This is a genomic window from Paenibacillus sp. SYP-B3998 (assembly GCF_010820665.1).
Lineage (GTDB): Bacteria > Bacillota > Bacilli > Paenibacillales > NBRC-103111 > Paenibacillus_E.
Genome location: NZ_JAAIKC010000006.1, coordinates 1 through 21,870, shown reverse-complemented (window position 1 = coordinate 21,870; position 21,870 = coordinate 1). Strand labels below are relative to the sequence as shown.

The following is a 21,870-nucleotide window of genomic DNA, read 5'->3' as shown; positions in this document are numbered from 1 at the left end:
ACGATTGAACGTAATTCTATCAAGGAAGTAGTTAGGTCACTCACGTGAGTGGCCTTTTTTTATGTCCGAAAAAATGATGAATGATGAAGATGTATGCCAAAGCAAACGAAGTGCTGGAACTGATCCGCCAGTTTTTCGATTTGGCGAGATTAGAGTCGGGGGACAAGCCAGTCCTAATGACCCGGGTTTATATGAATGACATTTGCTGGAAAAATATGTTGGACTTCTAAGATACGTTAACGGTCAAAGGGTTCGAGGTGGCGATCGATATCCCAGACAAACCTCATCTTGTATGGGGAAATGAAGAGGCGCTTGATCGGATTCTGAACAATCTGATCGGTAATGCGATCCAGCACGGCGGGGACGGAAAGAAGATCGGGCTTGCTTTGCGAAGCGACGACGAGTTTGTATACGTGGACGTGTGGGACCAGGGCAAAGGAATCGAGCTGATTGCCGATATGATCTCGGTGATGAACGAATGCAGGCTGCTGCAAGAAGTTTCAATGGATCATATTGCTGAGCTAATCACGGAGTATATCGAAATTACGACAAGCGAAAGCAGCAAGGCGGCCTATGTACTGGAAAATCAATTGCGTATATCCAATATACGTGTGACAGATGGCTTTGGAGTTTGATCCCGCTGTACTTTGGCATGCAGAAGCATTCCAGTCGGCCACGGTCGTATCGTCGCTCATTGTTGTGATGATCGTCTGCCAGTATGTCGGCAACTTCAGTTTATACTCAAACATTGCGGTGCCGATCGGCCTAGCGCTCCTTGGAGCGGCAGTTGCCTACATGTCGATTCGCAACATCGAGCATATCGATGTGTTGAAGTAGCGGAGAGGGGGAGAGAACAATGGTGAATCAAGTACTGAAATGTCTTTTTTTTGCTTTGCATCGGCTGAGAAGGCAAATAAGAGCAGGACAGCAGGCTATCGTCAGCCTACGTCCCACTCTTATAATTAATGATACTTATGAACTTGAAAAATTCATGCCATTTGAATACCGTCTTTTAATCCGGCGCGATATTGCATTCCTTCACAATGGCATTAAGATAATTCAGCGTATCTTCCCATTCGAGAATTGACCGGAACTGCATCGGTGTATGTTCCTACGCTCACTGTTGCTTGAACTCACCGGGGATTGCATGCTTAATTACATTCAAATGATGCTCGGTATGTCCGACAATAAGATAAAGGAGGCTGCGAGCCGTCACAACTTTATTAACCACATTGCCTACCCGTAACCAAGCCGTCTCTGAAATCGTGGACAGGAGCGAGAACGTCGCTTGTCTGACAGCTTGGAGATCTACAAGCAACTCAGCTAGCGTACACTCGCCGAAAGACCCGTTGTTAACAAAAATATCCTGATCATAGCCCGGAAGTTTCATTCTATCTCCACGCGCAACGCTAAGCATCCAGTAGCTCATAACACGCTCCGAATCGCTGATATGACCGACAACCTCCTTTATTTTCCACTTTCTGGGCGCATAGCTCTGCTCCGCTTGTTCTTCGCTAAACTTGCCGAATATGAAGTTTACCTGATTCAATTGTTGTTGAAGTAATTGAAGGATATCACCATCAGGTACAACGTCGATGTAAGTCGAGAAGTACGGATCATATTCGTTTTGTTCTGGCCGCTGCAGCATATTCGTTCATTTTCCTTTCCTAATTCCCAATATTAGTACGCAGCTCTGTATTGTTCGGGAATATTATTATGCTCATTGCGAAGCGTAATGGCTGCATGCGCAGCCCAGTATGGATCACGCAGCATACCCCTACCAATCGCAACGAGATCTGCTTCTGAACTGCCGATAACGGATTCAGCCAGCGCTGGATCTTCAAGCATACCTACTGCAATGACGGGCGTGTTCACAGCCTCACGGATTATCCGTGCAAAAGGTACTTGATATCTCGGATAATTGCCTGGCTTTCTCTCTCCAGCAGGTCCTTCCCCACCTGAACTCACATGAAACGCATCCACACCTGCAGCTTGGTAGACTTTGGACAATTTGATGGCGTGATCAATATCGTATCCACCATCGGCATACTCCACAGCTGAGATGCGGAAGATGAGAGGCATATCCTCAGGCATTTCTTTTTTGACTGCTTGAATGACTTCTACGCCAAAGCGGGCAAGGTCCTGTCCGTATATATCATCTCGTTTATTCGTTAGTGGTGATTGAAACTGATGGATCAAATAGCCGTGAGCTCCATGAAGTTCGATTGTGTCTACACCGGCTTCTACAGCACGACGGGCTGCATCGGCAAATTTTTGGACGATGTGTTGAACCTCTTCGGTAGCAAGAGCACGTGGCATTTTGTAAGGTGATCCTGGAAACTTTATCGCAGATGGTGCAATGGGTATTGCCGCGTTTTCCGTTTTTCGTCCCGCATGAGCAATCTGAATCCCGATCTTGCTGTTATGAGCGTGTACACCGTCGATAATTTTGGCGAATGCCGGAATCTGCTCATCTGACCACAAACCTAAGTCAAAATCGGTAATCCTGCCATCGGGATCAACATCAGTCATTTCCATGATAATGAGGCCCGTCCCGCCAATAGCGCGGCTGAGATAATGAACATAATGCCATTCATTCGGCTTCCCATCTTTGGCTGTAACGGAATACTGACACATAGGCGCCATGACAATGCGATTATTTAGGTGCAAACCTTTCAGATCATATGAAGAAAACAGTTTTTGAGTCATAGTAATAACCTCCAAAGATATAATCACACGTCTGTCTGATTCGTTATTGCGGGTTCGTGGACGCGGATGTTAGATTTGCTTTTTTGAATTGATTTATCCTTTCTTGAATACGGGTATTTCTTGCATAAGTATATGCCCTGTGTTAGCATGAATCAAATTGATATTATTAATGTTATATATGAGGTGTAACTCATGAGTGTGGCGAGATTTGAAATCTTTTCTAAAGTAGTTGAACTAGGCAGCTTCACAAAAGCAGCAGAGAGGCTTAACATGACACAATCTGCCGTGAGTCACGCTGTCGCTGGTTTGGAATCAGAATGGGGAATTACTCTCTTGATTCGCGATCGGAAAAAAGGACTTATACTTACAGAAGTTGGTCAGAAAACACTGATTTATATGCGAGAGATATTAAATCAGATGGAAAAAATCAAACAAGAAGTAGCTTTTGCATCAAATCTTGAAGCAGGGACCATACGAATCGGAAGTTTTGCCAGCGCAACTTCCTGCATATTACCAAAAATAATTTCTAAGTTTCATAAAAAACACCCAAACATTGAGTTTGTTTTTTTTGAAGGGACTTATGAAGAAATCATAGAATGGTTTGAGACAGGGGTCATCGACATCGGAATTGTTGTTCAACAAAATATGAATACGAAACTGAATGTATTGCCATTAATCAAAGATAAAATGGTTGTTGCCTTTCCCGAAGGACATCGATTCCAAGATGAAAAAACAATTGACATACAAGATTTACAAGAAGAGCCGTTTATTATGCCCAAAGGAGGTTATCGAACTCATGTTGATGAGATTTTTTCTCAAGCTAAGATAAAACCCTTGGTTCGTTTTGAAGTTCAAGACTGTGCCACCATTGCAAGTATGGTACAAGAAGGACTTGGCATTACAATCGGGCCTGAATTGTTTCTCAAAGACCAGCCGAAAATTAAAATTGGAAATCTTAAGGAATTGAATTGGCGTAGTGTGGCATTAGCTTATCCATCGATTCAATGTGCTTCCCCAGCAGTTCAAGCGTTCCTTATCGTGGCACAGGGCATATTTACAAATGAAAATGAATCACATCCCAATTAAGCGGCTTGATTGATAAAGATATAATCATGTATGGAGTACGGTAGAAATCAAAACAAAAAAACGGCATCTCTGCCGTTTGTGTTAGTTGTTTGGAGGAGTACAGATGAGAATCAGCTTAATACTTGAAATCACTGTTTCGGCGGGGATAACGATATCCTAATTAACTTTTGCTGACGAAGCCGATTCAACGAAGTAGAGCTCAGTGGTTGATATCGATGTTGTGCTCTTCAATTGATGCTTTTCAATGAAGCTTCCCATCACTCCGTCTTGTCGGAATACCTCCCATTTCGGGGTTCATCTGCCCCTTGGCAATCCACCAAAACAGAATGGAGTTAAAGTGTTTGGTGGAATCAAGGGGGATCGAACCCCTGACCTCTTCGCTGCCGGCGAAGCGCTCTCCCAAATGAGACGGTTTCACTAGCTGCTCCAGTTCCTTTTTCCGAAAAGAATCCGAATAATTGTAACGGTTTCTTCTTTTTTCGAAATGACATAGAACACGATGTACGAGTCCACAAGTAAATGTCGAATACCATTCACTGCCAATCGTTCATTGCGAACTAATCCGTTTCTAAAGGGCATTTGCTCCTATTGAAAAGTGGCCTCAGCGATTCTGGTAATCATTTTTCGCGCTGTCGTCGGTTCCAATAATTCGTTTGCGATATAATTGGCGATATTCCTCAAATCCGCTTCTGCCAGCTCTGTGATCACTAAACGATATGTTAAACTCACTCTGGAATTCCTTTCTCGATGTCTGCAAGTGCCTCACGAAAAGGTCGTACCTTCTGCTTTTTCAATGCAACAGCCAGATCGCCTTGGCCATTCTTCGTAATGTAGACAGGTTCATCATATTTATTGCAAAACTCAGATATCTCGTTGTACTTATTTCGTAAGTCTGAGCTCGGTCGAATAGTTGGCATGTTACGCCCTCCTCGCAGCAATATATCATTACTCTGTCTGAATAACGATACGCATTCAAGCCCATATGAGCCACATGCCGTGTACCTTCATAGTCAGCATACTTAATTATGGAAAAATATTTTATTATTGAAATACGTTATACATGGGACAATTATGCTACCAAACTACATTTCGGGAGGACGTTTTATGTCCAATTATGATTTTCATGCATTGTTAGAACCGCTTGAGTTCGAAGGGCTGGTCTGTGATGTTGTTCAACAGCGAGAAGGGATTTTTTAGAAACATACAAAGAAAGACGCGATGTAGGTATTGACGGCTTGTACACGGATAGTGGTAGGTACGCAAATTAAATCCTGATCGAAACATTCTATTTATGTTGGAATTTATGAGAAAGTCGGTCTTGATGTAGATATTGAATCGCATACCGAAGGAAGATATCAATTAATGTCCATTGATTATTTCAATGAGCATTTTGTTATTTTAAACAAGACCGTTTAAATAGTCTTGTTTTTTAGCGTTTTCCAAATTTGGTAATATATATTATTATTATTATTATGATAGAGAATAGACATAGATAAATCTCTATCAATAATAATGTGTGAGCATGAAGATTCACCAAAAGGAGGCTTTTCAATGAAAAAAGTTTTATCTGTTGCACTATCCGTTCTACTCATGGTATTTTTGTGTGTTCCTGCTTTCGCAAGTGACACCAAACCGAAGCCGCACAGTGACTTTGAAGGCAAAGTTAACATTGGCGCTATCGGTCTGTATGTGAATATCAAAGGCTCTGCTAACAGAGACAAAGGTGAACCGGCTGTTGTGTTTGAAAGTGGTCGTGATCAAGACCACACTGTATGGAAAGCTGTTCAGGATTCCATTTCCCAGAAAACACAAACCGTATCATATGATCGCGCTGATCTCGGCCAAAGTGATAGCAGCAATGTAGAGTATTCTGCTAATAACCAAGCGGAGCAGCTTCACGCACTTCTGAAAAAATCTCACGTGAAAGCACCATATGTTTTGGTAACACATTCCTATGGTTCAGCTATCACGAGAGTTTTCGTTGATAAATATAGCGAAGAAGTCGCCGGTGTAGTTCTTGTTGATGCTGCACACGAAGATCAAGAAAAAGAAATTACCGATAAGTATTTAGATCCAGAGAATGCGAAAGCATTTAAAGCTGGCTGGATTCACGAAGGTGGATATCCTGCAATCGTTAAAACGCTTGCCGAAATGGCTGCTGTAAAATCTAACGATTCCTTGCGTGATATTCCTCTTGAAATTGTAACAGCAGACGATCACCGTCTGGGACCTGATGTAGAGGCAAAATGGCAAGCTTTACAAAAGAGTTTCCTGGGCCTGTCTGATTACAGTCACCAAACAATCGTATCTTCTTACCACTACATTGCGCAAGATCATCCGGAATTCGTAATAACCGCTATTAACGCTATCATTCAATAATTATCTTTACCTTATCCATTGTATATTGGAAACCCGAAGAAATTCGGGTTTCATTTTTTTTGTCTTTTTGACGGTACCATAAGGTTTTTTCTGAGTGTCTACTTAAAGGGGATATTACCATGAGTTTCTGCGCGGAAAGCTTTTATCTATTCATGCATCAAGAAGAGCCTATTTTGTGGTTGAACGAATTTTTGTCTAGCGAGGTTTACAACCACTACTTAAAAAATGATCCACTTCAAGAAGTGGTCTTTTTCCTTTTCATTTTAATAAGTCATACGTTGAACCTATAATAAAAAACTGCTTGGACAAATTAGGAAATGGAGATGAGGATAGCAAAGTCTTGAATCATTTATCTCTTTGCGAAATTGAATATGAGTATACTAACTTCGGAGTTCAACATTCTTCCGGTTGTTGTATAAGTGATGAAATTAGTTTGATTGAGCATTTGGAAATTGCAAATGTTTTGGATTCATATCCAAAACTAATGAAGAAAAGGAAATTCAAAGAGCTTCAAAAAAACAAGAGCTTAAGTGAAAAAAGGGGAGAGGTATGGACCCTTTTGTTATATAAAATAGAGGGTGTTGAGTTACTGAAGGAACTTGGTATTTATGATGAATTACTAAGATTCGTGAAGCAGGTAGAGTGTATATACACAAGATTTATTAGCGGTGATTATTCACAAATAAAAGGCCGACTTTCATTTGCGTGATAAGTTTGTATCAAGTGAGGCACAGAGGTATTCATGAAGCAACCTCTATGTGGTACTCGACGAGGACTTTAGCGGTGGCTTCAGACGCCGTGCTCCATACTCAACCTCACTAAGTGAAGAAAATGCTTCGATAATAGGTCCGACTACTTTGCGCGGGCCCCATTTTTCGCTCCGTCCGCGCGGGCGAACCCTGAAGGGATCTCCCCGTGGCTCCATATAAAAAAGAAGCACCACAACCTAAAGGTTGCAGTGCTTCTATTTATGGAATCAAGGGGGATCGAACCCCTGACCTCTTCGCTGCCAGCGAAGCGCTCTCCCAGCTGAGCTATGACCCCAAGCTAAAGTAATTGTTGTCTTTTGTGTCGACTTTTCGTATTATACATGAAATATTTCACCTAATCAAGTCCTAACTCACAAAAAAATCTTCTCGCTTTTTCTCATTCTTTACCATATGACGATTGTGTTGCAGCACAGTGAGAAACGTTGTTTCAACAAGACATTCATGCTAACCTAAAAGAATAAACAAGTTGCGGTTTGGGAGTGACGGAAGTGTCGAATAATATGTTGTTTTGGATTTTCCTGGGAATTGCTTCTGCGCTGCCACTTCTTCTAGGTGTTTGGTTGATGCGCCGAACGAATCGACTCGGATTCTCGTTTTGGACAACGACAGCTTTGAATATTGGATTGACGTTGGCGGCTGTGATATGGTGGAAATCTGTTAGTGCGGAAGGGTTCCGAATGATGTTCGGCATGGCCTTTTACGGAATTTCTGCCGTTAATGTCATGGTAATTGAGTTTTTTGCTTTATTCAGCATTCGTAAGAAATCGAATCCATAAGGAGTTAGAGTAAGCTATGCGCAAAACATCTTCAACTCGTTATTATCTCTTGCTCGCGGCCGCCCTCCTATGGATGGCGGTTATTTTTTTTAAGTCAGCGGAGTCGTATCAGCAGCAAAGTCTGCGCCCGCTTTTATCGTCGTGGTTCCAAGATATTGATCTTACGAAAAGCATGCCACATGTGGAGTTTTCTTATGATCATGATCTCGTCTCTTGGCAGGATCCAATAGGGTTAATTGAATTTTTTATAAGAAAAGCAGGGCACGTTAGCGAATACGCCGTCCTTGCCCTGCTCTGGTCTTTAGCTTTGCTGGCCAAACCTGTGAAAGTCGTCATAGCACTGCTCACCTCCTCTATAATTTCCATCATTTATGCAGCTACGGATGAATGGCATCAATCGTTTGTTGCGGGTAGAACGGGTCATCCAATTGATGTTGCTGTAGATGCAATAGGGATTATTCTTGCTGTGATTGTCGTTAGTATTGTTCTTTTCCTAAGAGCTTGGATTAAACGAAGGAGAATAAGCTAGTCAGTAACATTAGCAGCATATACACTTTTCTTTTTTTAATCGATTTCCATTTCCAAAGCTGGTGTGCTTCTTTTTCGAGGGCCTGTTGCTGCCATTGCATGAGTTTCTCCGACAAATAAATATCAGTGGGTTGCAAGTTAATCACTTCCTTTCTTTTCCTGATGCTCTTAGCATACATCTAGAATAAGGGGAACAAAAAGAGTATAATTTACTTTAACGATTTCCCCTTTTATTGGAAGGAAGGCTGGCATGCAGCTGTTAACCCATTTTCTAGAGCTTCGCTCTGGCTTTGAACACGGTGTGGAAAATCATCCTCAACGGATTACGTTGGAGGAATTATCGGAAAAGCTTTACTGTACAACACGCAATGTAAAGCTGCTGCTGAGAAAAATGTCCGAGCAGGAATGGATTAGTTGGAAGCCTGGACGGGGCAGAGGCAATGCGTCTGAGCTTACTTTTCATGTATCAGCGGAGGAAATGATTGCGAAGCAGGCGATGGAGTTGGCCGGACGAGGAGACTATAAAGGGACGATTGAACTTATTCATCAACTGGGTAATACGGAGGCGTTGCAGGACTCATTCATTGAGTGGCTGTTCAGCTATTTTGGTTATCGTGCTGTGGAACATGAGAAGCGTTTTAAAGATACATTGCGCTTTCCTGTTTATAAATGGCTGGTAACGCTGGACCCGGCTCACTCTTTTTTTGCGTTTGACTGCCATTTGATTAACCAGATCTTTGATACCTTGGTTTTTTACAATTCGAGTACCCTTGTTGTAGAACCTCTATTAGCACATTATTGGGAAATAAGTGAAGACGGGCTGCACTATACTTTTTATTTACGTAAAGGCGTGGTGTTTCATCACGGAAGAGAAATGACGGCTAGCGATGTTTATTACTCATTTTTAAGGTTGAAGGAGCTTGGAACGTCAGCCAGCCAAGGATGGATGACGGAAGGCATCGAAGCTATGACCGTCCTTAATCGCAACGCAATCGCTATTGAGCTTAAGCATCCGAATGTGCTTTTTTTGCAGCAGCTAGCGCATACTTCCATGTCCATTGTACCAGAGGATATATGCCATGATAACGAGGCAATGTTCGCGCGGATGCCAATTGGAACAGGACCGTTTCGTTTAGAACGGAACGATGATTACATCTGTAAGTTGCGTGCTTTCGATAGCTACTTTGGCGTGAGACCGCACCTGGATCAAGTGGAGATATGGTTGCTGCCACAGGATTTTTCCGAGGTGGGTCCGTGCTGGAATACGGTTCAAGTGCTTTTTGATCATACGAATTCTAGGAAGCCTGTTGGCGCAGTAGGGAAAGATTCTGAATGGCAGCAAATCGAACAATCAGTTCTTGGCTGCAGCTTGATTACATTTAATATCAATAAGCAAGGCCCTCAAAAGCAGCATAAATTCCGTCAAGCCATCGATCTCATTCTAGATCGTGAACGGATGATTCTCGAATTGGGGGGCTTCAGAGAAGCGCCCGCAAGCAGCTTTTTACCAAGCATGGCAGGCACAGGATCCGCTTATCGAACTGACTTGGAGGAAGCCAGGCGGTTGCTGGGCGAGATCGGATATAGGGGTGAAACCCTTTGCATGTACATATATAGCAACAATAATGAGGATGCCTTATGGATAAGCGAGCAATGCGCCAAGGTGGGCGTCTCGATCGAAGTCCATACACAGAGTAAGCTGGATATGATGAGGATGGAGACGATTCAAGCTGCCGATCTCATTTTCTATCACATTTGCATGGAAAGCGACTACGACTTACATATTATCCAAACGCTGAAGCAAAGTAATAGCTACGTGAGAGCCCATCTGAACGACGAGCTGATCGCTTGGATCGATCAGGATGTGGAGCAGCTCATGACCAATCCGAATCAGCAGGAGCGTATTTGCAAGCTGAACGATATGGTAGATGTGCTGCAAGAGGAGAAATCGTTTCTGTTTGTTCTACACCGTTCCCTTCAAACCACTTATCACACATCGATAAAAGGTGTCACGATTAATGACCTTGGTTGGGTCGATTTTCGCAAAATATGGTTCGCGCCGAATCGCTGATAGAATGATCTAAACATGGAAATACTCCCTTTATCCGTAGATTTTATATGTAGGAGGGGGTTATTCATGCTTACAATTAAACATGCAGAAGTTGTAAGATTCACAGAACGCAATGATATCGCTTGCGCGGATGTTGAGGTGAAAGTAGACCATTCGAAGGGCATTTTATTGGCCGTGTTTACAGCATCCAAAGATAACGATTTCGACATGACACATGTTTATCGGAAGGATGTTTCCGGTGAAATTGATCGGTATGATAACAATGTGCATCAAGCATTGGAAGATATGTCAGAAGCTTTGTTTCAAAATGAAGCCGAAGAAACGAAGTGGGGTGAACGCGAGGCCTTTAAGGAGCAGGTGCTGACATTTGGCTCTATTCGTAAAGAACTTGAGGAACACTTTGAGCTGTCTCGCAAAGCATCTTTATTCCATACCGAGGATGTAGAGGACCAAACCTTTTTACATTAATCCTATTGTATGCCTATTAATAAAAAAACGATCCTTAGGATCGTTCGTTACCAACAGGCTCATATCTGCGTTCCATCGATTGCCAACGAGCATTGGCTACAAAGAAACCAACGAGAGCGAATACAAGCAAGCGAATCGGAAGCCACACCCACAACGTTTCACCAAGTCGCAGGAATTCAATAAGACCGAATACGAGGGAAAGCCCGATGCCCCAAGGCATTAGCCCAAACAAAATTAAGTATTTGGATCTTCCCATTTGTTGTCTTTTGTGCCAAAGCGCTTTGCGCGGATCGTTCATGTCGAATCTCCCTTTTCTTTTTAGTATATCATTGCTTGTTAGAAATCACGAATGATTCCAGTTGGTCTTATCGGAGAAACTAGCTTCTGGTACAGAGCCAGAAGCTTTTTTCGATGGGGAAGGGTGACCAAAGTAAGTAAATTATGGTAGTATAGGGAAGCCTGATCGTTATCCCGAAAGATTGAAGGAGGATTCAGCTTGCTTACCAAATTGCTTGCATTTGGGTTGCTTTGGCGTCTTACAGGAAATCCGTTTATTGCCCTTATCATCCTGATCGTCATTCTGTATGTGCTAGACCGTAGATTTGTAGGGTTAACGCCAAATATTTTTAGGCCATTTCAACTAAGCCGCAAAGCCAGTAGGCTGCGGCAGGATCTATACGCTAACCCTCACAACACATCTGTTAAATTAGAGCTTGCTAGAATTTTAATTGAACGGAAAAGGTATAGCGAGGCGCTGCCCTACCTTGAGCAATCGCATAGTGTCATGTTGGATTCAGCAGATGTCCACTATGAGATTGGATTATGCTGCTTGAAATTAGGTGATTTATCTAGAGGTGAAAGCTTCATGCTCAAAGCGATTGAGTTGAACCCGCGGGTCAAGTATGGCAATCCGTACTTGCGTCTTGGGGAAGCCTTGGCATCGGTCGCGCCTGAGCGAGCTGTTGCTTATATGGAACAGTTCAGGGACGTACACTCCTCCTCGGTTGAAGCCTACTACCGTCTCGGACAACTGTATCAGAAGCTGGGGCGCACGGATGAAGCGAAGCGCGCTTACCGTGAAGCGCTGGACATCTATCGCGGCTTACCGCGATACAGCCGTAGACAACAGCGTCGTTGGGCGCTGTTAGCTCGCTTCAAATGATAAAAAGGCAAAGTTCCGTTTATTTGACGGATACTTTGCCTTTTTTCATGATGTGAGCGTAGAGCCTTACCAGCAACCATGTTCCTAGCAAACCGATGACGAAGGAAGTGACGGTGTGCAGGTCATACAACAGAATGCGCTCCTTCGCAGGCTTTAAGCGATCCCATAAGGTTAAAAGTGCAGGATGTGCGAGATAGATGCCGAAGGATGCCGCACCTAGTGCAGTTAACGCTTTGCTGAAGGAAGAATCCTTGTGAAGCGTGTTTTGCCCCAATTGCACGAAGATAAGCGCAGCAGTCATGCAGTAGAGGAGCAAGGCGAGTTCAAACCATGTATTTTCAACAGCGATCCATCCGTACTGATGCAGCAGCAGCATGCCGACAAAGGCAAATCCCCCCAAGACCATGGCAGACAAAATCCACGATCTGTATCTAGCTATCCATGTAGACATCGCTGCATAATGAATTCCCGTGAAAGCGCCAAAAGCAAAAAGCGCTGAGTAGCTTGTAAATAATGATGAGTACTCGGGCAAAGGATGAACCCAATGATTCACGCTGTATGCGGCAGCTTGCAAGCAGATTCCAAGCGGAATTAAAGCTTTGTTTAATAGGGGGAATTTGCGAACGGCAGTTATGACAAAAGGGAATAGGATATAAAATTGCACGATAATGAGCATATAATAGAGATGATAGCTGGCATTCCCGGAAAGTACTAATTTAAATAAATACCAGGCGTTGAGCGTAACTTTGCCATGGAACATATATTGATTGTACACATAATAGAAAACAGACCATAGCAGGTAAGGTATCAAAATTCGACGCAACCGTTTCGTCCAGAAAGCGAACGATGTACTTGGATCCCAGCGGTCGTAATAGTTATAGAAGAGAACAACGCCGCTAATCCATATAAACACGGGAACGGTGAACAAACAAGCTCGATTGAGGATGAAAAAGAAGGCTTGAGAGCCAGTTCCCACAGGGAGTAAGGTAGCATTTGCAGTACCATGAATGATGACAACGGCTATAATTGCGATGGCTCTTACGATATCAATTTCAGGAATTTTAGGTCGAGTTAGCATGATGACGGCAGCTCCTTTTTTTACTTTTTCCACTTTATCATGAAAAAAATGATAGAACAATAGAGCAGCATTGACGCAGTAGTGTGCTTGACGCTCCTATGCCATCACGATAAACTGTTAGGTAGAATGAACGATCCGTAGATCAAGAGGGTGAAACTAGGGTGAGTTATGAATATTTGATGCAAGCAGTTTTGTTGATTTTATTGGTTATCGTTACTTTCTTTGCTATGCTGATATGGACCAAATGGAGAAAAAGAGGACGGAGATAGGTCATGTATTTTATTAATCATGAGCAAATTGATCAAAGAATTCAGTTTCTAGATTGCTTGTCTGAGACTTGCAAGCAATTGGAGGAGCAGTGGCAGCACGGCGAGTCCACGCTCATACTACAAATGGCTCAAGAAAGAGTGCTTCATTTAGCGATTGAAACGGTGACAGATGTCGGCAGTTTACTCATTGATGCGTTTATTTTAAGAGATGCAAGCAGTTATGAGGATATCGTCGAAATTGTACACGGCGAAGGTGCCTATTCCGAAACGTTAACAGAGACTTTATTGGAGCTGGTAAAGCTCAGAAAGCCTCTTGTGCAGGAATATGTAAGCTGGAATCGGGAGCAGCTCAATCCGTTAATTCCTAGACTTCCTGCAGCGTTCCAAGAATTCGCTGTTCATGTAAAAGCGTTCATAAAGAAGGAAATGGAATAACATACATAGTTGTTTCTTAATTTACTTATTGTAAAGGATGCTGTAAAATGAGACTAAAATGCAGGTCCGAGGGTAGGTGAGCTTTTGAAACAGGAACTAGAGACATCCACGCGTAAAGTGATCCTTTCCATGCTCAAAACCGAGGGGCCTCTAAGCGTCCATGAGATTTCGAAGCAGCTCGGAATTACGGAAATGGCTGTACGCCGCCATATCAACTCCTTAGAGAAGGATGCTTTACTGGAAACGAAGCTTGTTCGACAAGCGATGGGCAGACCAACAAGGATGTATTCGTTATCTCCGCTAGCCGATGAATTGTTTCCTAAGAAATATTCGCAGCTTACGTTGGACCTGCTTGGTGAACTGCTGGAGGATGAAGGTCTTGAGAAAATCGATCATTTGTTTGAACGCAGACAAGAAAAGATGGAGCTGCGCTATCAATCGCGAATGAAAGCGATAAGCTTGGAAGAACGAGTGGCGGAGCTAGCGAGAATTCAGAACGAGAACGGCTATATGGTGGAATGGTCACAAGGTGAAGAGGGGGAATTTCTCCTTAGCGAACACAATTGTCCCATTACACAGGTCGCCAATCGGTTTCAGCAGGCATGTAAGTGCGAGCTTGCTTTGTTTCGTAATTTACTCGATGCCGATGTAGAACGAACAGAATGTTTGGCCAAAGGCGGCAGTAAATGCGTGTATATGATTAGTCAAAAAAAATAGTCATCTTTCTCCGGTTACATTTCGGAGGAAGATGGCTATTTTGTTCTTTTATAGAGTAAACAGCCGAATTAATTGGATGCAGCCAATAATCGGGAGGCTTTCTCAGTAATCCATTCAAAGCGGCCTGCTTCGATTTCTTTCAAGTTAATTAAGGACCCGCCGATGCCTAAGCCGTAACAACCGATGTGCAGGAACTGTTTAATATTCTCTTCAGTTACGCCTCCAACAGCCATCATCGGAATGTGATCTAATGGTCCCATTAATTCCTTGATGTAGGCAATGCCCAGACTCGCGCAAGGGAAAACTTTAACGGCGGTTGCACCGGCTTTCCAAGCTTTAACGATTTCAGTTGGCGTCATAGCGCCGGGAAAGATCGGAATATCCTCACTTTTGGCCCAACGAATCACTTCCTCATCCATGTTCGGAGTGACAAGGAAAGCTGCTCCTGCTTGTACCGCTTTTTTCGCATCATCCAGATCAAGGACAGTACCGGCACCAATGTACATGCGATCAGTAAATGTGCTTTGTAACTCTTCGATCATGCGGAGCGCGCCTGGTGTGTTTAAAGTTACTTCCATGACCGTTATGCCGCCCCGGTAAAGCGCCTCGGCCACAGAAGAGATATGCTCCTCTTTAACGCCTCGGACGATGGCGATGATGCGTGTTTGCTCAATTTCTTTGAGTCCCTGCTCGCGTAACATGTTTGCCCTCCACCCTCTAAAGTTCGTTTAATTCTTATTATGACAGGTCGCCAAAATTTTTTCAGCATTTTTGTGTCAAGACAGGCAGCGCCTACTTATACTGTAGTAATTCATAGGCATTCGTCTAGAAGATGCCATCTGCTTACGAAGCAAGTTAAAATGCTTAGGAGGTGCCGGTCATGACATGGGTGGAGATAAGCGTAGTGAGCGCCGCTGTCGCAGTTATCGTACTTGTAGGCTTTGGGATACGTATCTTGATTACAGCAAGAAACACACTGCTCCAGCTGAGCGATGCCATCGTTGAAACGAAAGTAAGCCTAACAGTGACAGCCAATCAGTCCCAGCAGCTTATCAAGCAGGCAGCAGTTCTCACCGATGCTGTGCACACTCAATTGCAGGAGTTGCAGCCATGTTTTCACTCGATTGAACAGACAGGAGCAGCTATAGGAGACGTCGCTTCTGTCCTTCGCAAAGCATCGAGGGTGATGAACCAATCCATTCAAGGTGCGGAAAAAGTCGTACATACCCACCAGAAAAGATTGCAGGATGCAATCGAATGGACAACGACCGGTATTGAATTGTGGCAAAGATGGCAAGCTCATAGAAATGCCAAATCAGACACTTAAAAGTCTGAACTAATACTCTAAGGAGTGGAATCCTATGTCCAATCAAAAAAAAGGTAAAGATCTTCTCATCGGAGCTGTTGTTGGCGGCGTGTTAGGAGCGGCCACAGCACTTTTATTAGCTCCAAAATCAGGGCGTGAACTAAGAAGAGACATCGCGGAGCAAGCGCAAGTGGTTAGTGATAAAACCGTGCAAATTGCGAGCACGATCACTCAAAAAACACAAGATGTTGCCAAAACCGTAAGTACGCATACTGTGGAATTAGTAGGTAAAGCGAAAGAAACGGCATCAAGTGTTGTTGAGACTGTTCGTTCGTGGAAAGAAGCTAAAGCGGACGATGAGCTTGTCGATGAGATAGCAGCTTCTGGGGCTGCCGAAGATTTAGTGATCGTCGGGAATCGTTAATAAAGCGTATATGTCATTCATACGCATACAACAAAACGCAGGAAGCTCAGCTATACTGAGACTCCTGCGTTTTCATTGTCTACCATTTGGAGGGATCAATTTTGCGAATATCAAGGCCTTCCCAGACGTTCTTAATGTTAGCTGTCTCAGGATGATCATAAACAAGCCATGCAGTGGGAAGATAGCGTTCACCGTATTCGCTGGATGGCTTGTTGACGATTGCATTATTGTGAACGAGAACGGTCGAGGCTCCGCCATCCAAATTGGCAGCCGTCACCGCGCCATGGTCGAGGAAGATCTGCTGGACATCGTATAAGGTAGCTCCGATGCTATTTTTTTGCCTGCCATCGATAATACAGAAGAGAATCGAGCCATCTTTTGTCTGAGCCATGCTTGTTCGAGGCGCAATGCCCCAACCGTCAGCTTGACTCTTGATCTGACCAACGCCGTTGACAATAAAGCGCGGACTGAAGGAAACGGCTTCTTTAACGCCCATTTCGACAAGCTCGGAAACTTTATATTTACCAGCAATCATACGGCCTTCTTTATCAATCCCTACAACTTGAACGGAGCCATTTACCCCTTTATCATTATAAAAGATTTTGCCCCCAGAGATAACGATTCCCTCTGGTTGGAAGCCATTTCCTTCCCAGTTCGGATCATTAAATCCTCCGCCGTTCACGCCGAGAATGGCTCCTGTTCGCTTGACCATTGATGAAACTTTCTCACCTTTACCTGCTTTTTCGGGAACAGCAATTCTTACCTTTTTTGGATCTGAGATGGTTACAAGATAACCTTTAAAGTTTGAGCCCGAAATCGGATCAATTTTGACAAGCTCTTTTTTAACGGTTGAAGGTTTCGTTGAGTTTTTGCCAAGGTCAACAAATCCTTTGTCTTTCTCGACGCCCATTTCTTCGAAATTTTTCGTATAAGCGTCAACTCGCTTCTTCAATTCGTCCGAGCCAATCAAATATTTGGCCCAATCGCGATGCTGGGTTGTAATGATGGTGTCAGCCATCATGAGTCTTACACTTGTCCCTGATGATGTAAGGAAAAACCAACATAAGGCCACTAAAGACAAGCCAGTAAATCCAATAAGCGTGTACAAGATAACTCCCATTCCTGTAGACTTTTTACGTCTACCTTTTCCGGTTTTACGAGGAGGGAGTCGGGACGCAGTTTGCTGTAAAGCCATATAATCTCAACAATTCCTCTCCATATAATCACTTTTCATTAGTGAATACAACCTAGTCATACTCCTTAAATAGACGAAAAAAAGGAAACAAAAGTTTCAGAATATCCCGAACTTTTTATCCTTTTTCCGTCAATAAGCGATAGGTTGTCCCAGAGGTGCCAAACGCAAGGCTTTTTTCCAAAATGCTGCCTTGTGGTTACTAATTTAAAATGAAATCAGACAAATGTTTACTTGCTAAGCACAGTGTATCGAAGAAACAAGAATTAACGACGTACTTCTGCTAAATAGGACGCTTTAAAGAAGAAAACAACGAGTCTCCGCCGGGACTGCGATCGAATTGGTAACCAACACTCATCCCCGTATTGCGGGCTACGCTTCGAATGATAAGTTCGTGGTATTTCTTTTGCCTTATTGCGGCCATGACAACATGCTTGCCGAGACCGAGGGAATCGAAATAAAGCTTTCCTTCTTTTTCTAAATATTTTTGCACATGATGCAGATTTACGAACAAGTCTGTATCCATTTTTTTGAAATCCAGATCTTCAAGCTTGTCGAGAAAGCTGCTGAAATCGATCAAGGAATTCACGTTTCTGTTCAATCTACCCGTATGGGTATGATAGGTTATTTCTTTCATACTCACTTCAATGAATAGGATATCTTCAAAGGGAATGTCGACATCGGTGTTCGCCATGCCTTCTTTTTCCAGATAACCTGCTTTCTCCATCAGTTCTGTATACGAATAATTGTATGCATCCGACAGCTTTTTGAGTGTGACAGGAGAGGGCTTGATCTTCTCGTTGGTGGAACGGTTCCGCTCTAATTCAAGGTCTCGAATATAGGCATGCGAAAGTCCGCTTTTGTGGGCCGCTTCACGTAAAGACATCTTTCCGCGCAAGCTCTCCAAAAATTTACCGAATCCTTCTAATTGCTGCATAATTACGTATCCCTCCATATAACTAATATTGTAAACGAATTCCTTTAAAATGAAAATGCATAAGTGACGAAATGGTGGCATTTACCGATTTTTCCAGTGGAAATCGCAAGTGATGCATAGTTAGGTCCTTCAATTGGAAAATTAATTGCAACATCCATGGAAAGAGGCTGATCGTATGGCAAGGGATCTACCCATAGGAAATGGGAATGTACTCATCAATTTTGATGCTGCTTATAATATTCGTGACATGTATTACCCTTTAGTAGGTCAGGAAAATCAATCTAGCGATCATCTTTCACATTTTGGCGTTTGGTGCGACGAAGAATTCTTCTGGATTGACAATCCAGAGGTATCACGCAAGCTGACTTATTTGGAAGATTCCCTTGTTACCAATGTGGAATGTACGAATGAGCGGCTTGGGTTAAGCCTACTTATCAGGGATGGAGTCGATGTTCAGCAAAATGTGTTTTTGCGTAAAATCAGAGTTGAAAACCGATTGGATAGGCAGCGAAAGGTGAAGCTTTACTTTCATCTGGATCTACAGATTTATGGAAATGGCATCGGGGATACGATTTACTATGATCCTGAGCTGAATTCGCTTCTATTTTACAAAGGACACCGTTACATGTCGTTATCTTGTTTGTCGCCCGATGAGGACAAAGCCAAACCAACAGGGTATGCGACGGGTCAAAAGGGAATCAATGGCCTGGAAGGTACATGGCGTGACGCGGAGGACGGTCATCTAGGTGGTAATCCTATCGCACAGGGTTCAGTGGACGGTATTATCGAGTTGACAATGATACTGCCGCCTAAGAGCACGAAGGATGCTTGGTTTTGGATATGTTTTGGAAAAAGCAAGCAAGAAGTAGAACGATTGGAGCGTTTACTGCGAACAGCAACACCACAAGCCTTGCTGCAGCGAACTCATGATCACTGGGTAAAATGGGTGAATCGTGATCAGCATCAGTTATCACTATTAAAAGAGGATTTGGAATCATTTTACAAGAGAAGCTTGCTTATCACAAGGACGAATTTAGATAACCGAGGGGCAATCGTAGCTGCGAATGATTCAGATATATTAAAATTTGCCAAAGATTCGTACTCCTATATGTGGCCTCGTGATGGCGCCCTTGTATCGCACGCACTGGATCGGGCTGGATATTATGAGCTTTCTAGGAAGTTTTTCGACTTTTGCATCAAAGCGCTGACGCCAGAAGGATATTTAATGCATAAATACAATCCAGACGGTTCTGTAGGTTCAAGCTGGCATCCTTGGGTCAATGCTCAGGGTACCAAGCAGCTAGCTATACAAGAGGACGAAACGGCACTCGTTTTGTATACCATGTGGCATCATCATAAGCTTGCAGGCACGCTAGAACAATCCCGTGATGATTATGAGAAATTCGTAAAGCCCGCAGCTGATTTTGTCGTGCATTACCGCGATGCTTCCAGTCTTCCGTTGCCTTCCTACGATCTGTGGGAAGAAAGATATGGGGTACTGGCCTTCACCGTCGCAAGCGTGTATGCAGGGTTAGTAGCCGCAGCTCGATTCGCCGAGTACCACGATGATAAAGCCCGAGCTATTTATTATGCGGATGTAGCCGCTCAGGTCAAGAAAGCAGCCGAGCAGCAGCTATATGACCCTGGGCAGCAGCGATTCATACGGGCTTTATTTTGGAACAATGAGACTCAGAGCTACGTCCCTGATTATACGCTTGATATGAGTATGTATGCGTTGTTTGATTTTGGCTTGTTTGAACTTGAAGATCCTAGAATCGTTAAGACGATGCAGTTTTTAAAAGATAAATTGTGGGTACATACAGATATCGGAGGTTTTGCCCGCTATGAGAACGATTACTACCACCAGGTAACGAATGATGTCGCAAAAGTACCTGGGAACCCGTGGTTCATTTGTACGCTTTGGTATGCAGAGTGGCTGATTGCAGCGGCTAACACGGTTGGCGATTTAGAAGAAGCTGAACGTTTGATGCGATGGGCCATTCAGCACGCACTGCCTTCCGGCGTCATGGCGGAGCAGGTTCATCCTTTCACAGGCGACCCCATGTCGGTATCTCCGCTAACTTGGTCGCATGCTTCATTTATTAAAGTTACGCAAGAGTATTTATCCAAAATAAAAACACTTACCTCGGCCGGAACGAATCAAGCGGCTGACGTCAGTGAAGATAAGGTATTGGAGCCTGTCATGCAATAAAGGAGGAGATCACGAGATGAAAGCGATTCGCGTTAAGGGGCTTCGTGAGGGGAATGCCACGATTGCGCTGGAAACCATAGATACCCCGACTATTTCTCATCCGCAAGAAGTGCTAGTCCGTGTATTAGCGGTTGGCTTGGATGGGACGGATCGAGAGATTTTACAAGAAAAATACGGGACTCCAGCTGAGGGAGAAGATGACTTAACGACAGGTCATGAGTCACTTGGCGTCGTTACAGAGGCAGGGGCAGATAGTGGTTTTCAAGTTGGAGATCTCGTAACGGCGATAGTCAGACGCCCTTGCAAGGATCAGAACTGCGTGAATTGTCGCAATGGTCATGCCGATTTCTGCCAGACGGGTAAATATGTGGAACGGGGAATCAAAGGAGCGCATGGCTTTCTAGCTGAGTTTTATAAAGAAGAATCTCGTTATTTGGTTCAGGTCCCCTCCTCCTTATTGAAGTTAGGGATGCTTGTTGAGCCGCAAAGTATTGTCGAGAAGGTATGGGATCAAGTGCAGCGTGTGCAGCAGCGGCTGATTTGGGAGCCGCGAACAGCGCTTATTCTAGGTTCTGGGCCGCTTGGTCTGCTTGCAGCGATGACCTGCCGATTGCTCGGGCTAGACGCCTATGTGTGGTCGATGTCGCCGCAAGACAGCTTACAAGCGCAGCTTGTGCAGGCGTGCGGCGCCGTCTATCAACAGTCCGGCGCAGCCGGGACTGTGGAAACCCTAACGGCTTATGCCGACGGGCTCGGCAAGCCAGTGGATCTCATTCTCGAGTGTACGGGCTACAGCCCGCTAGCATTCGAGGCTATGTCCGTGCTAGCGCCTAACGGCGTGCTAGCGCTGCTTGGGGTAACTCCAGCGGACCGGAAGCTGGAAATCTCCGCGGACATGCTCAATCAGGGCATGGTTCTTGAGAATAAATGCGTGATCGGCTCGGTGAACGCTTCGCGCAAAGATTTCGAAACGGCTATCTATCGTTTGCAGCAGATGGAGAAGTTCGTTCCAGATTGGTTGGCTCGTCTCGTCACCAATAGGTTGGATTTGGAAGCTATATTGAAGCTGGATTTCAAAAGTATTCCGATTAAAGCGGTTGTTGATGTCATGCCAGTCGAGCAATGGGGCGATTTGGTTAAACAAACGAAGGAAGTTGCATATAGCTTCTCGGTTTAGGCACTGAAATGTTTTTTAGGTTGAATCGTCTATACAAAGAACCGTGTGAGTGGTAATATCCCCTTTAAGTAGACACTCAAAAAAAACCTTATGGTACCATAAGGAAATGAGTACAACTTGGAGGGGATTTTTCTATGGCTAAAAAAGGACAAACATTTAATCAGTACACGGAGG

28 protein-coding genes and 2 tRNA genes are annotated in these 21,870 nt (G+C 43.9%); 18 read left to right on the top strand and 12 right to left on the bottom strand.

The annotated features are described in order from the left end of the window. Window positions 1–80: 80 nt before the first annotated feature. The 4 genes from GK047_RS29265 to GK047_RS16625 are packed head-to-tail and all read left to right on the top strand — an operon-like array spanning window position 81 to window position 1,087. Window positions 81–230 (top strand): hypothetical protein, encoded by a 150-nt coding sequence (locus tag GK047_RS29265; RefSeq protein WP_205516834.1) that lies wholly within the window; start codon window positions 81–83, stop codon window positions 228–230. Window positions 231–257: 27 nt separating this feature from the next. After that, window positions 258–635, top strand: coding sequence for an ATP-binding protein (locus GK047_RS16635; protein WP_205516833.1), 378 nt, complete (start codon window positions 258–260; stop codon window positions 633–635). Beyond that, window positions 619–837 carry a hypothetical protein gene (locus tag GK047_RS16630; RefSeq protein WP_163948956.1) on the top strand — a complete coding sequence of 73 codons (219 nt, stop codon included), beginning with the start codon at window positions 619–621 and terminating at the stop codon, window positions 835–837. The genes GK047_RS16635 and GK047_RS16630 overlap by 17 nt, the downstream gene beginning before the upstream one ends. A 19-nt stretch (window positions 838–856) precedes the next feature. After that, entirely contained in the window at window positions 857–1,087 is a 231-nt protein-coding gene (locus GK047_RS16625; RefSeq protein WP_163948954.1) for a hypothetical protein, read from the top strand. A 30-nt stretch (window positions 1,088–1,117) separates the two neighbouring features. Here the strand turns inward: GK047_RS16625 and GK047_RS16620 are convergent, their stop codons facing one another. Next, window positions 1,118–1,648, bottom strand: a complete 531-nt coding sequence (locus GK047_RS16620) for a DinB family protein (RefSeq protein WP_163948951.1) — start codon at window positions 1,646–1,648, stop codon at window positions 1,118–1,120. 32 nt (window positions 1,649–1,680) lie between these two features. Next, window positions 1,681–2,709, bottom strand: a complete 1,029-nt coding sequence (locus GK047_RS16615; protein ID WP_163948950.1) for an NADH:flavin oxidoreductase/NADH oxidase — start codon at window positions 2,707–2,709, stop codon at window positions 1,681–1,683. 192 nt (window positions 2,710–2,901) lie between these two features. Between GK047_RS16615 and GK047_RS16610 the strand changes: the two genes are divergently transcribed. Then, window positions 2,902–3,795 (top strand): LysR family transcriptional regulator, encoded by an 894-nt coding sequence (locus tag GK047_RS16610; RefSeq protein ID WP_163948949.1) that lies wholly within the window; start codon window positions 2,902–2,904, stop codon window positions 3,793–3,795. Between the two features lie 342 nt (window positions 3,796–4,137). On the opposite strand, the gene GK047_RS16605 is transcribed toward GK047_RS16610, so the two are convergent. The 4 genes from GK047_RS16605 to GK047_RS16595 all read right to left on the bottom strand — a co-directional run bounded on the left by GK047_RS16605 (window position 4,138) and on the right by GK047_RS16595 (window position 4,712). Continuing rightward, window positions 4,138–4,229: transfer RNA gene (locus GK047_RS16605), tRNA-Ala, on the bottom strand. Then, window positions 4,213–4,374 (bottom strand): type II toxin-antitoxin system RelE/ParE family toxin, encoded by a 162-nt coding sequence (locus tag GK047_RS29260; RefSeq protein WP_205516832.1) that lies wholly within the window; start codon window positions 4,372–4,374, stop codon window positions 4,213–4,215. The genes GK047_RS16605 and GK047_RS29260 overlap by 17 nt, the downstream gene beginning before the upstream one ends. Before the next feature lie 6 nt (window positions 4,375–4,380). Continuing rightward, complete coding sequence (locus GK047_RS29255) at window positions 4,381–4,524, bottom strand: hypothetical protein (protein WP_205516831.1); 144 nt, start codon at window positions 4,522–4,524, stop codon at window positions 4,381–4,383. Then, window positions 4,521–4,712, bottom strand: coding sequence for an antitoxin PHD (locus tag GK047_RS16595; protein WP_163948947.1), 192 nt, complete (start codon window positions 4,710–4,712; stop codon window positions 4,521–4,523). The genes GK047_RS29255 and GK047_RS16595 overlap by 4 nt, the downstream gene beginning before the upstream one ends. Before the next feature lie 634 nt (window positions 4,713–5,346). On the opposite strand from GK047_RS16595, the gene GK047_RS16590 reads away from it, so the two are divergent. Then, a complete protein-coding gene (locus GK047_RS16590; protein ID WP_163948946.1) occupies window positions 5,347–6,174 on the top strand; it encodes an alpha/beta fold hydrolase in 828 nt (275 codons plus the stop codon). Window positions 6,175–6,475: 301 nt separating this feature from the next. Continuing rightward, window positions 6,476–6,883: a hypothetical protein gene (locus tag GK047_RS16585; RefSeq protein ID WP_205516830.1), complete on the top strand. Its 408-nt coding sequence runs from the start codon at window positions 6,476–6,478 to the stop codon at window positions 6,881–6,883. Between the two features lie 262 nt (window positions 6,884–7,145). On the opposite strand, the gene GK047_RS16580 is transcribed toward GK047_RS16585, so the two are convergent. Next, window positions 7,146–7,218, bottom strand: a tRNA-Ala gene (locus tag GK047_RS16580). Between the two features lie 214 nt (window positions 7,219–7,432). Between GK047_RS16580 and GK047_RS16575 the strand changes: the two genes are divergently transcribed. From GK047_RS16575 to GK047_RS16560, 4 genes are all read left to right on the top strand, one after another. Further along, entirely contained in the window at window positions 7,433–7,720 is a 288-nt protein-coding gene (locus GK047_RS16575) for a hypothetical protein (protein WP_163948943.1), read from the top strand. A gap of 16 nt (window positions 7,721–7,736) precedes the next feature. Then, window positions 7,737–8,249 (top strand): VanZ family protein, encoded by a 513-nt coding sequence (locus GK047_RS16570; protein ID WP_163948941.1) that lies wholly within the window; start codon window positions 7,737–7,739, stop codon window positions 8,247–8,249. 249 nt (window positions 8,250–8,498) lie between these two features. Then, complete coding sequence (locus GK047_RS16565) at window positions 8,499–10,319, top strand: ABC transporter substrate-binding protein (protein ID WP_163948939.1); 1,821 nt, start codon at window positions 8,499–8,501, stop codon at window positions 10,317–10,319. Window positions 10,320–10,385: 66 nt separating this feature from the next. Beyond that, window positions 10,386–10,787, top strand: coding sequence for a hypothetical protein (locus GK047_RS16560; RefSeq protein ID WP_205516829.1), 402 nt, complete (start codon window positions 10,386–10,388; stop codon window positions 10,785–10,787). 34 nt (window positions 10,788–10,821) lie between these two features. Here GK047_RS16560 and GK047_RS16555 read toward each other — a convergent pair whose 3' ends face one another. Then, the gene (locus GK047_RS16555) at window positions 10,822–11,085 is read right to left on the bottom strand and encodes a hypothetical protein (RefSeq protein ID WP_163948936.1); all 264 of its coding nucleotides are present in this window, start codon (window positions 11,083–11,085) and stop codon (window positions 10,822–10,824) included. 198 nt (window positions 11,086–11,283) lie between these two features. Between GK047_RS16555 and GK047_RS16550 the strand changes: the two genes are divergently transcribed. Next, window positions 11,284–11,949: a tetratricopeptide repeat protein gene (locus GK047_RS16550; protein ID WP_163948934.1), complete on the top strand. Its 666-nt coding sequence runs from the start codon at window positions 11,284–11,286 to the stop codon at window positions 11,947–11,949. A gap of 19 nt (window positions 11,950–11,968) precedes the next feature. On the opposite strand, the gene GK047_RS16545 is transcribed toward GK047_RS16550, so the two are convergent. After that, on the bottom strand, window positions 11,969–13,027 hold the full coding sequence (locus GK047_RS16545) for an acyltransferase (RefSeq protein WP_163948932.1): 1,059 nt from the start codon (window positions 13,025–13,027) through the stop codon (window positions 11,969–11,971). Window positions 13,028–13,299: 272 nt separating this feature from the next. On the opposite strand from GK047_RS16545, the gene GK047_RS16540 reads away from it, so the two are divergent. Further along, entirely contained in the window at window positions 13,300–13,731 is a 432-nt protein-coding gene (locus GK047_RS16540; RefSeq protein ID WP_163948930.1) for a DUF86 domain-containing protein, read from the top strand. 84 nt (window positions 13,732–13,815) lie between these two features. Beyond that, window positions 13,816–14,448, top strand: a complete 633-nt coding sequence (locus tag GK047_RS16535; RefSeq protein WP_163948927.1) for a helix-turn-helix transcriptional regulator — start codon at window positions 13,816–13,818, stop codon at window positions 14,446–14,448. A 68-nt stretch (window positions 14,449–14,516) separates the two neighbouring features. On the opposite strand, the gene GK047_RS16530 is transcribed toward GK047_RS16535, so the two are convergent. Then, window positions 14,517–15,149, bottom strand: a complete 633-nt coding sequence (locus GK047_RS16530) for a bifunctional 4-hydroxy-2-oxoglutarate aldolase/2-dehydro-3-deoxy-phosphogluconate aldolase (RefSeq protein WP_163948926.1) — start codon at window positions 15,147–15,149, stop codon at window positions 14,517–14,519. A 179-nt stretch (window positions 15,150–15,328) separates the two neighbouring features. Here GK047_RS16530 and GK047_RS16525 point away from each other — a divergent pair, with 179 nt between their 5' ends. Both GK047_RS16525 and GK047_RS16520 read left to right on the top strand, forming a co-directional pair. Continuing rightward, entirely contained in the window at window positions 15,329–15,775 is a 447-nt protein-coding gene (locus GK047_RS16525) for a DUF948 domain-containing protein (RefSeq protein ID WP_163948924.1), read from the top strand. 34 nt (window positions 15,776–15,809) lie between these two features. After that, window positions 15,810–16,178 (top strand): YtxH domain-containing protein, encoded by a 369-nt coding sequence (locus GK047_RS16520; RefSeq protein ID WP_163948920.1) that lies wholly within the window; start codon window positions 15,810–15,812, stop codon window positions 16,176–16,178. Between the two features lie 79 nt (window positions 16,179–16,257). Here GK047_RS16520 and GK047_RS16515 read toward each other — a convergent pair whose 3' ends face one another. Then, window positions 16,258–17,373, bottom strand: coding sequence for a phosphodiester glycosidase family protein (locus tag GK047_RS16515; RefSeq protein WP_163948918.1), 1,116 nt, complete (start codon window positions 17,371–17,373; stop codon window positions 16,258–16,260). A gap of 280 nt (window positions 17,374–17,653) precedes the next feature. Then, complete coding sequence (locus GK047_RS16510; RefSeq protein WP_163948915.1) at window positions 17,654–18,307, bottom strand: helix-turn-helix domain-containing protein; 654 nt, start codon at window positions 18,305–18,307, stop codon at window positions 17,654–17,656. 175 nt (window positions 18,308–18,482) lie between these two features. Here GK047_RS16510 and GK047_RS16505 point away from each other — a divergent pair, with 175 nt between their 5' ends. Beyond that, a complete protein-coding gene (locus GK047_RS16505; RefSeq protein ID WP_163948913.1) occupies window positions 18,483–20,519 on the top strand; it encodes a glycoside hydrolase family 15 protein in 2,037 nt (678 codons plus the stop codon). Window positions 20,520–20,535: 16 nt separating this feature from the next. After that, a complete protein-coding gene (locus tag GK047_RS16500; protein ID WP_163948911.1) occupies window positions 20,536–21,696 on the top strand; it encodes a glucose 1-dehydrogenase in 1,161 nt (386 codons plus the stop codon). Window positions 21,697–21,870: the final 174 nt, after the last annotated feature.

Excerpts from the sequence above, each read along its gene's own strand:
- GK047_RS16630 (WP_163948956.1), top strand. The coding sequence starts at position 619 with ATGGCTTTGGAGTTTGATCCCGCTGTACTTTGGCATGCAGAAGCATTC.
- GK047_RS16545 (WP_163948932.1), bottom strand. The coding sequence starts at position 13,027 with ATGCTAACTCGACCTAAAATTCCTGAAATTGATATCGTAAGAGCCATC.
- GK047_RS16520 (WP_163948920.1), top strand. The coding sequence starts at position 15,810 with ATGTCCAATCAAAAAAAAGGTAAAGATCTTCTCATCGGAGCTGTTGTT.
- GK047_RS16595 (WP_163948947.1), bottom strand. The coding sequence starts at position 4,712 with ATGCCAACTATTCGACCGAGCTCAGACTTACGAAATAAGTACAACGAG.
- GK047_RS16625 (WP_163948954.1), top strand. The coding sequence starts at position 857 with ATGGTGAATCAAGTACTGAAATGTCTTTTTTTTGCTTTGCATCGGCTG.
- GK047_RS16515 (WP_163948918.1), bottom strand. The coding sequence starts at position 17,373 with ATGGCTTTACAGCAAACTGCGTCCCGACTCCCTCCTCGTAAAACCGGA.
- GK047_RS16505 (WP_163948913.1), top strand. The coding sequence starts at position 18,483 with ATGGCAAGGGATCTACCCATAGGAAATGGGAATGTACTCATCAATTTT.
- GK047_RS16540 (WP_163948930.1), top strand. The coding sequence starts at position 13,300 with ATGTATTTTATTAATCATGAGCAAATTGATCAAAGAATTCAGTTTCTA.
- GK047_RS29265 (WP_205516834.1), top strand. The coding sequence starts at position 81 with ATGATGAAGATGTATGCCAAAGCAAACGAAGTGCTGGAACTGATCCGC.
- GK047_RS16615 (WP_163948950.1), bottom strand. The coding sequence starts at position 2,709 with ATGACTCAAAAACTGTTTTCTTCATATGATCTGAAAGGTTTGCACCTA.
- GK047_RS16510 (WP_163948915.1), bottom strand. The coding sequence starts at position 18,307 with ATGCAGCAATTAGAAGGATTCGGTAAATTTTTGGAGAGCTTGCGCGGA.
- GK047_RS16610 (WP_163948949.1), top strand. The coding sequence starts at position 2,902 with ATGAGTGTGGCGAGATTTGAAATCTTTTCTAAAGTAGTTGAACTAGGC.
- GK047_RS16590 (WP_163948946.1), top strand. The coding sequence starts at position 5,347 with ATGAAAAAAGTTTTATCTGTTGCACTATCCGTTCTACTCATGGTATTT.
- GK047_RS16555 (WP_163948936.1), bottom strand. The coding sequence starts at position 11,085 with ATGAACGATCCGCGCAAAGCGCTTTGGCACAAAAGACAACAAATGGGA.
- GK047_RS16525 (WP_163948924.1), top strand. The coding sequence starts at position 15,329 with ATGACATGGGTGGAGATAAGCGTAGTGAGCGCCGCTGTCGCAGTTATC.
- GK047_RS16500 (WP_163948911.1), top strand. The coding sequence starts at position 20,536 with ATGAAAGCGATTCGCGTTAAGGGGCTTCGTGAGGGGAATGCCACGATT.
- GK047_RS29260 (WP_205516832.1), bottom strand. The coding sequence starts at position 4,374 with ATGCCCTTTAGAAACGGATTAGTTCGCAATGAACGATTGGCAGTGAAT.
- GK047_RS16560 (WP_205516829.1), top strand. The coding sequence starts at position 10,386 with ATGCTTACAATTAAACATGCAGAAGTTGTAAGATTCACAGAACGCAAT.
- GK047_RS16530 (WP_163948926.1), bottom strand. The coding sequence starts at position 15,149 with ATGTTACGCGAGCAGGGACTCAAAGAAATTGAGCAAACACGCATCATC.
- GK047_RS16565 (WP_163948939.1), top strand. The coding sequence starts at position 8,499 with ATGCAGCTGTTAACCCATTTTCTAGAGCTTCGCTCTGGCTTTGAACAC.
- GK047_RS16570 (WP_163948941.1), top strand. The coding sequence starts at position 7,737 with ATGCGCAAAACATCTTCAACTCGTTATTATCTCTTGCTCGCGGCCGCC.
- GK047_RS16620 (WP_163948951.1), bottom strand. The coding sequence starts at position 1,648 with ATGCTGCAGCGGCCAGAACAAAACGAATATGATCCGTACTTCTCGACT.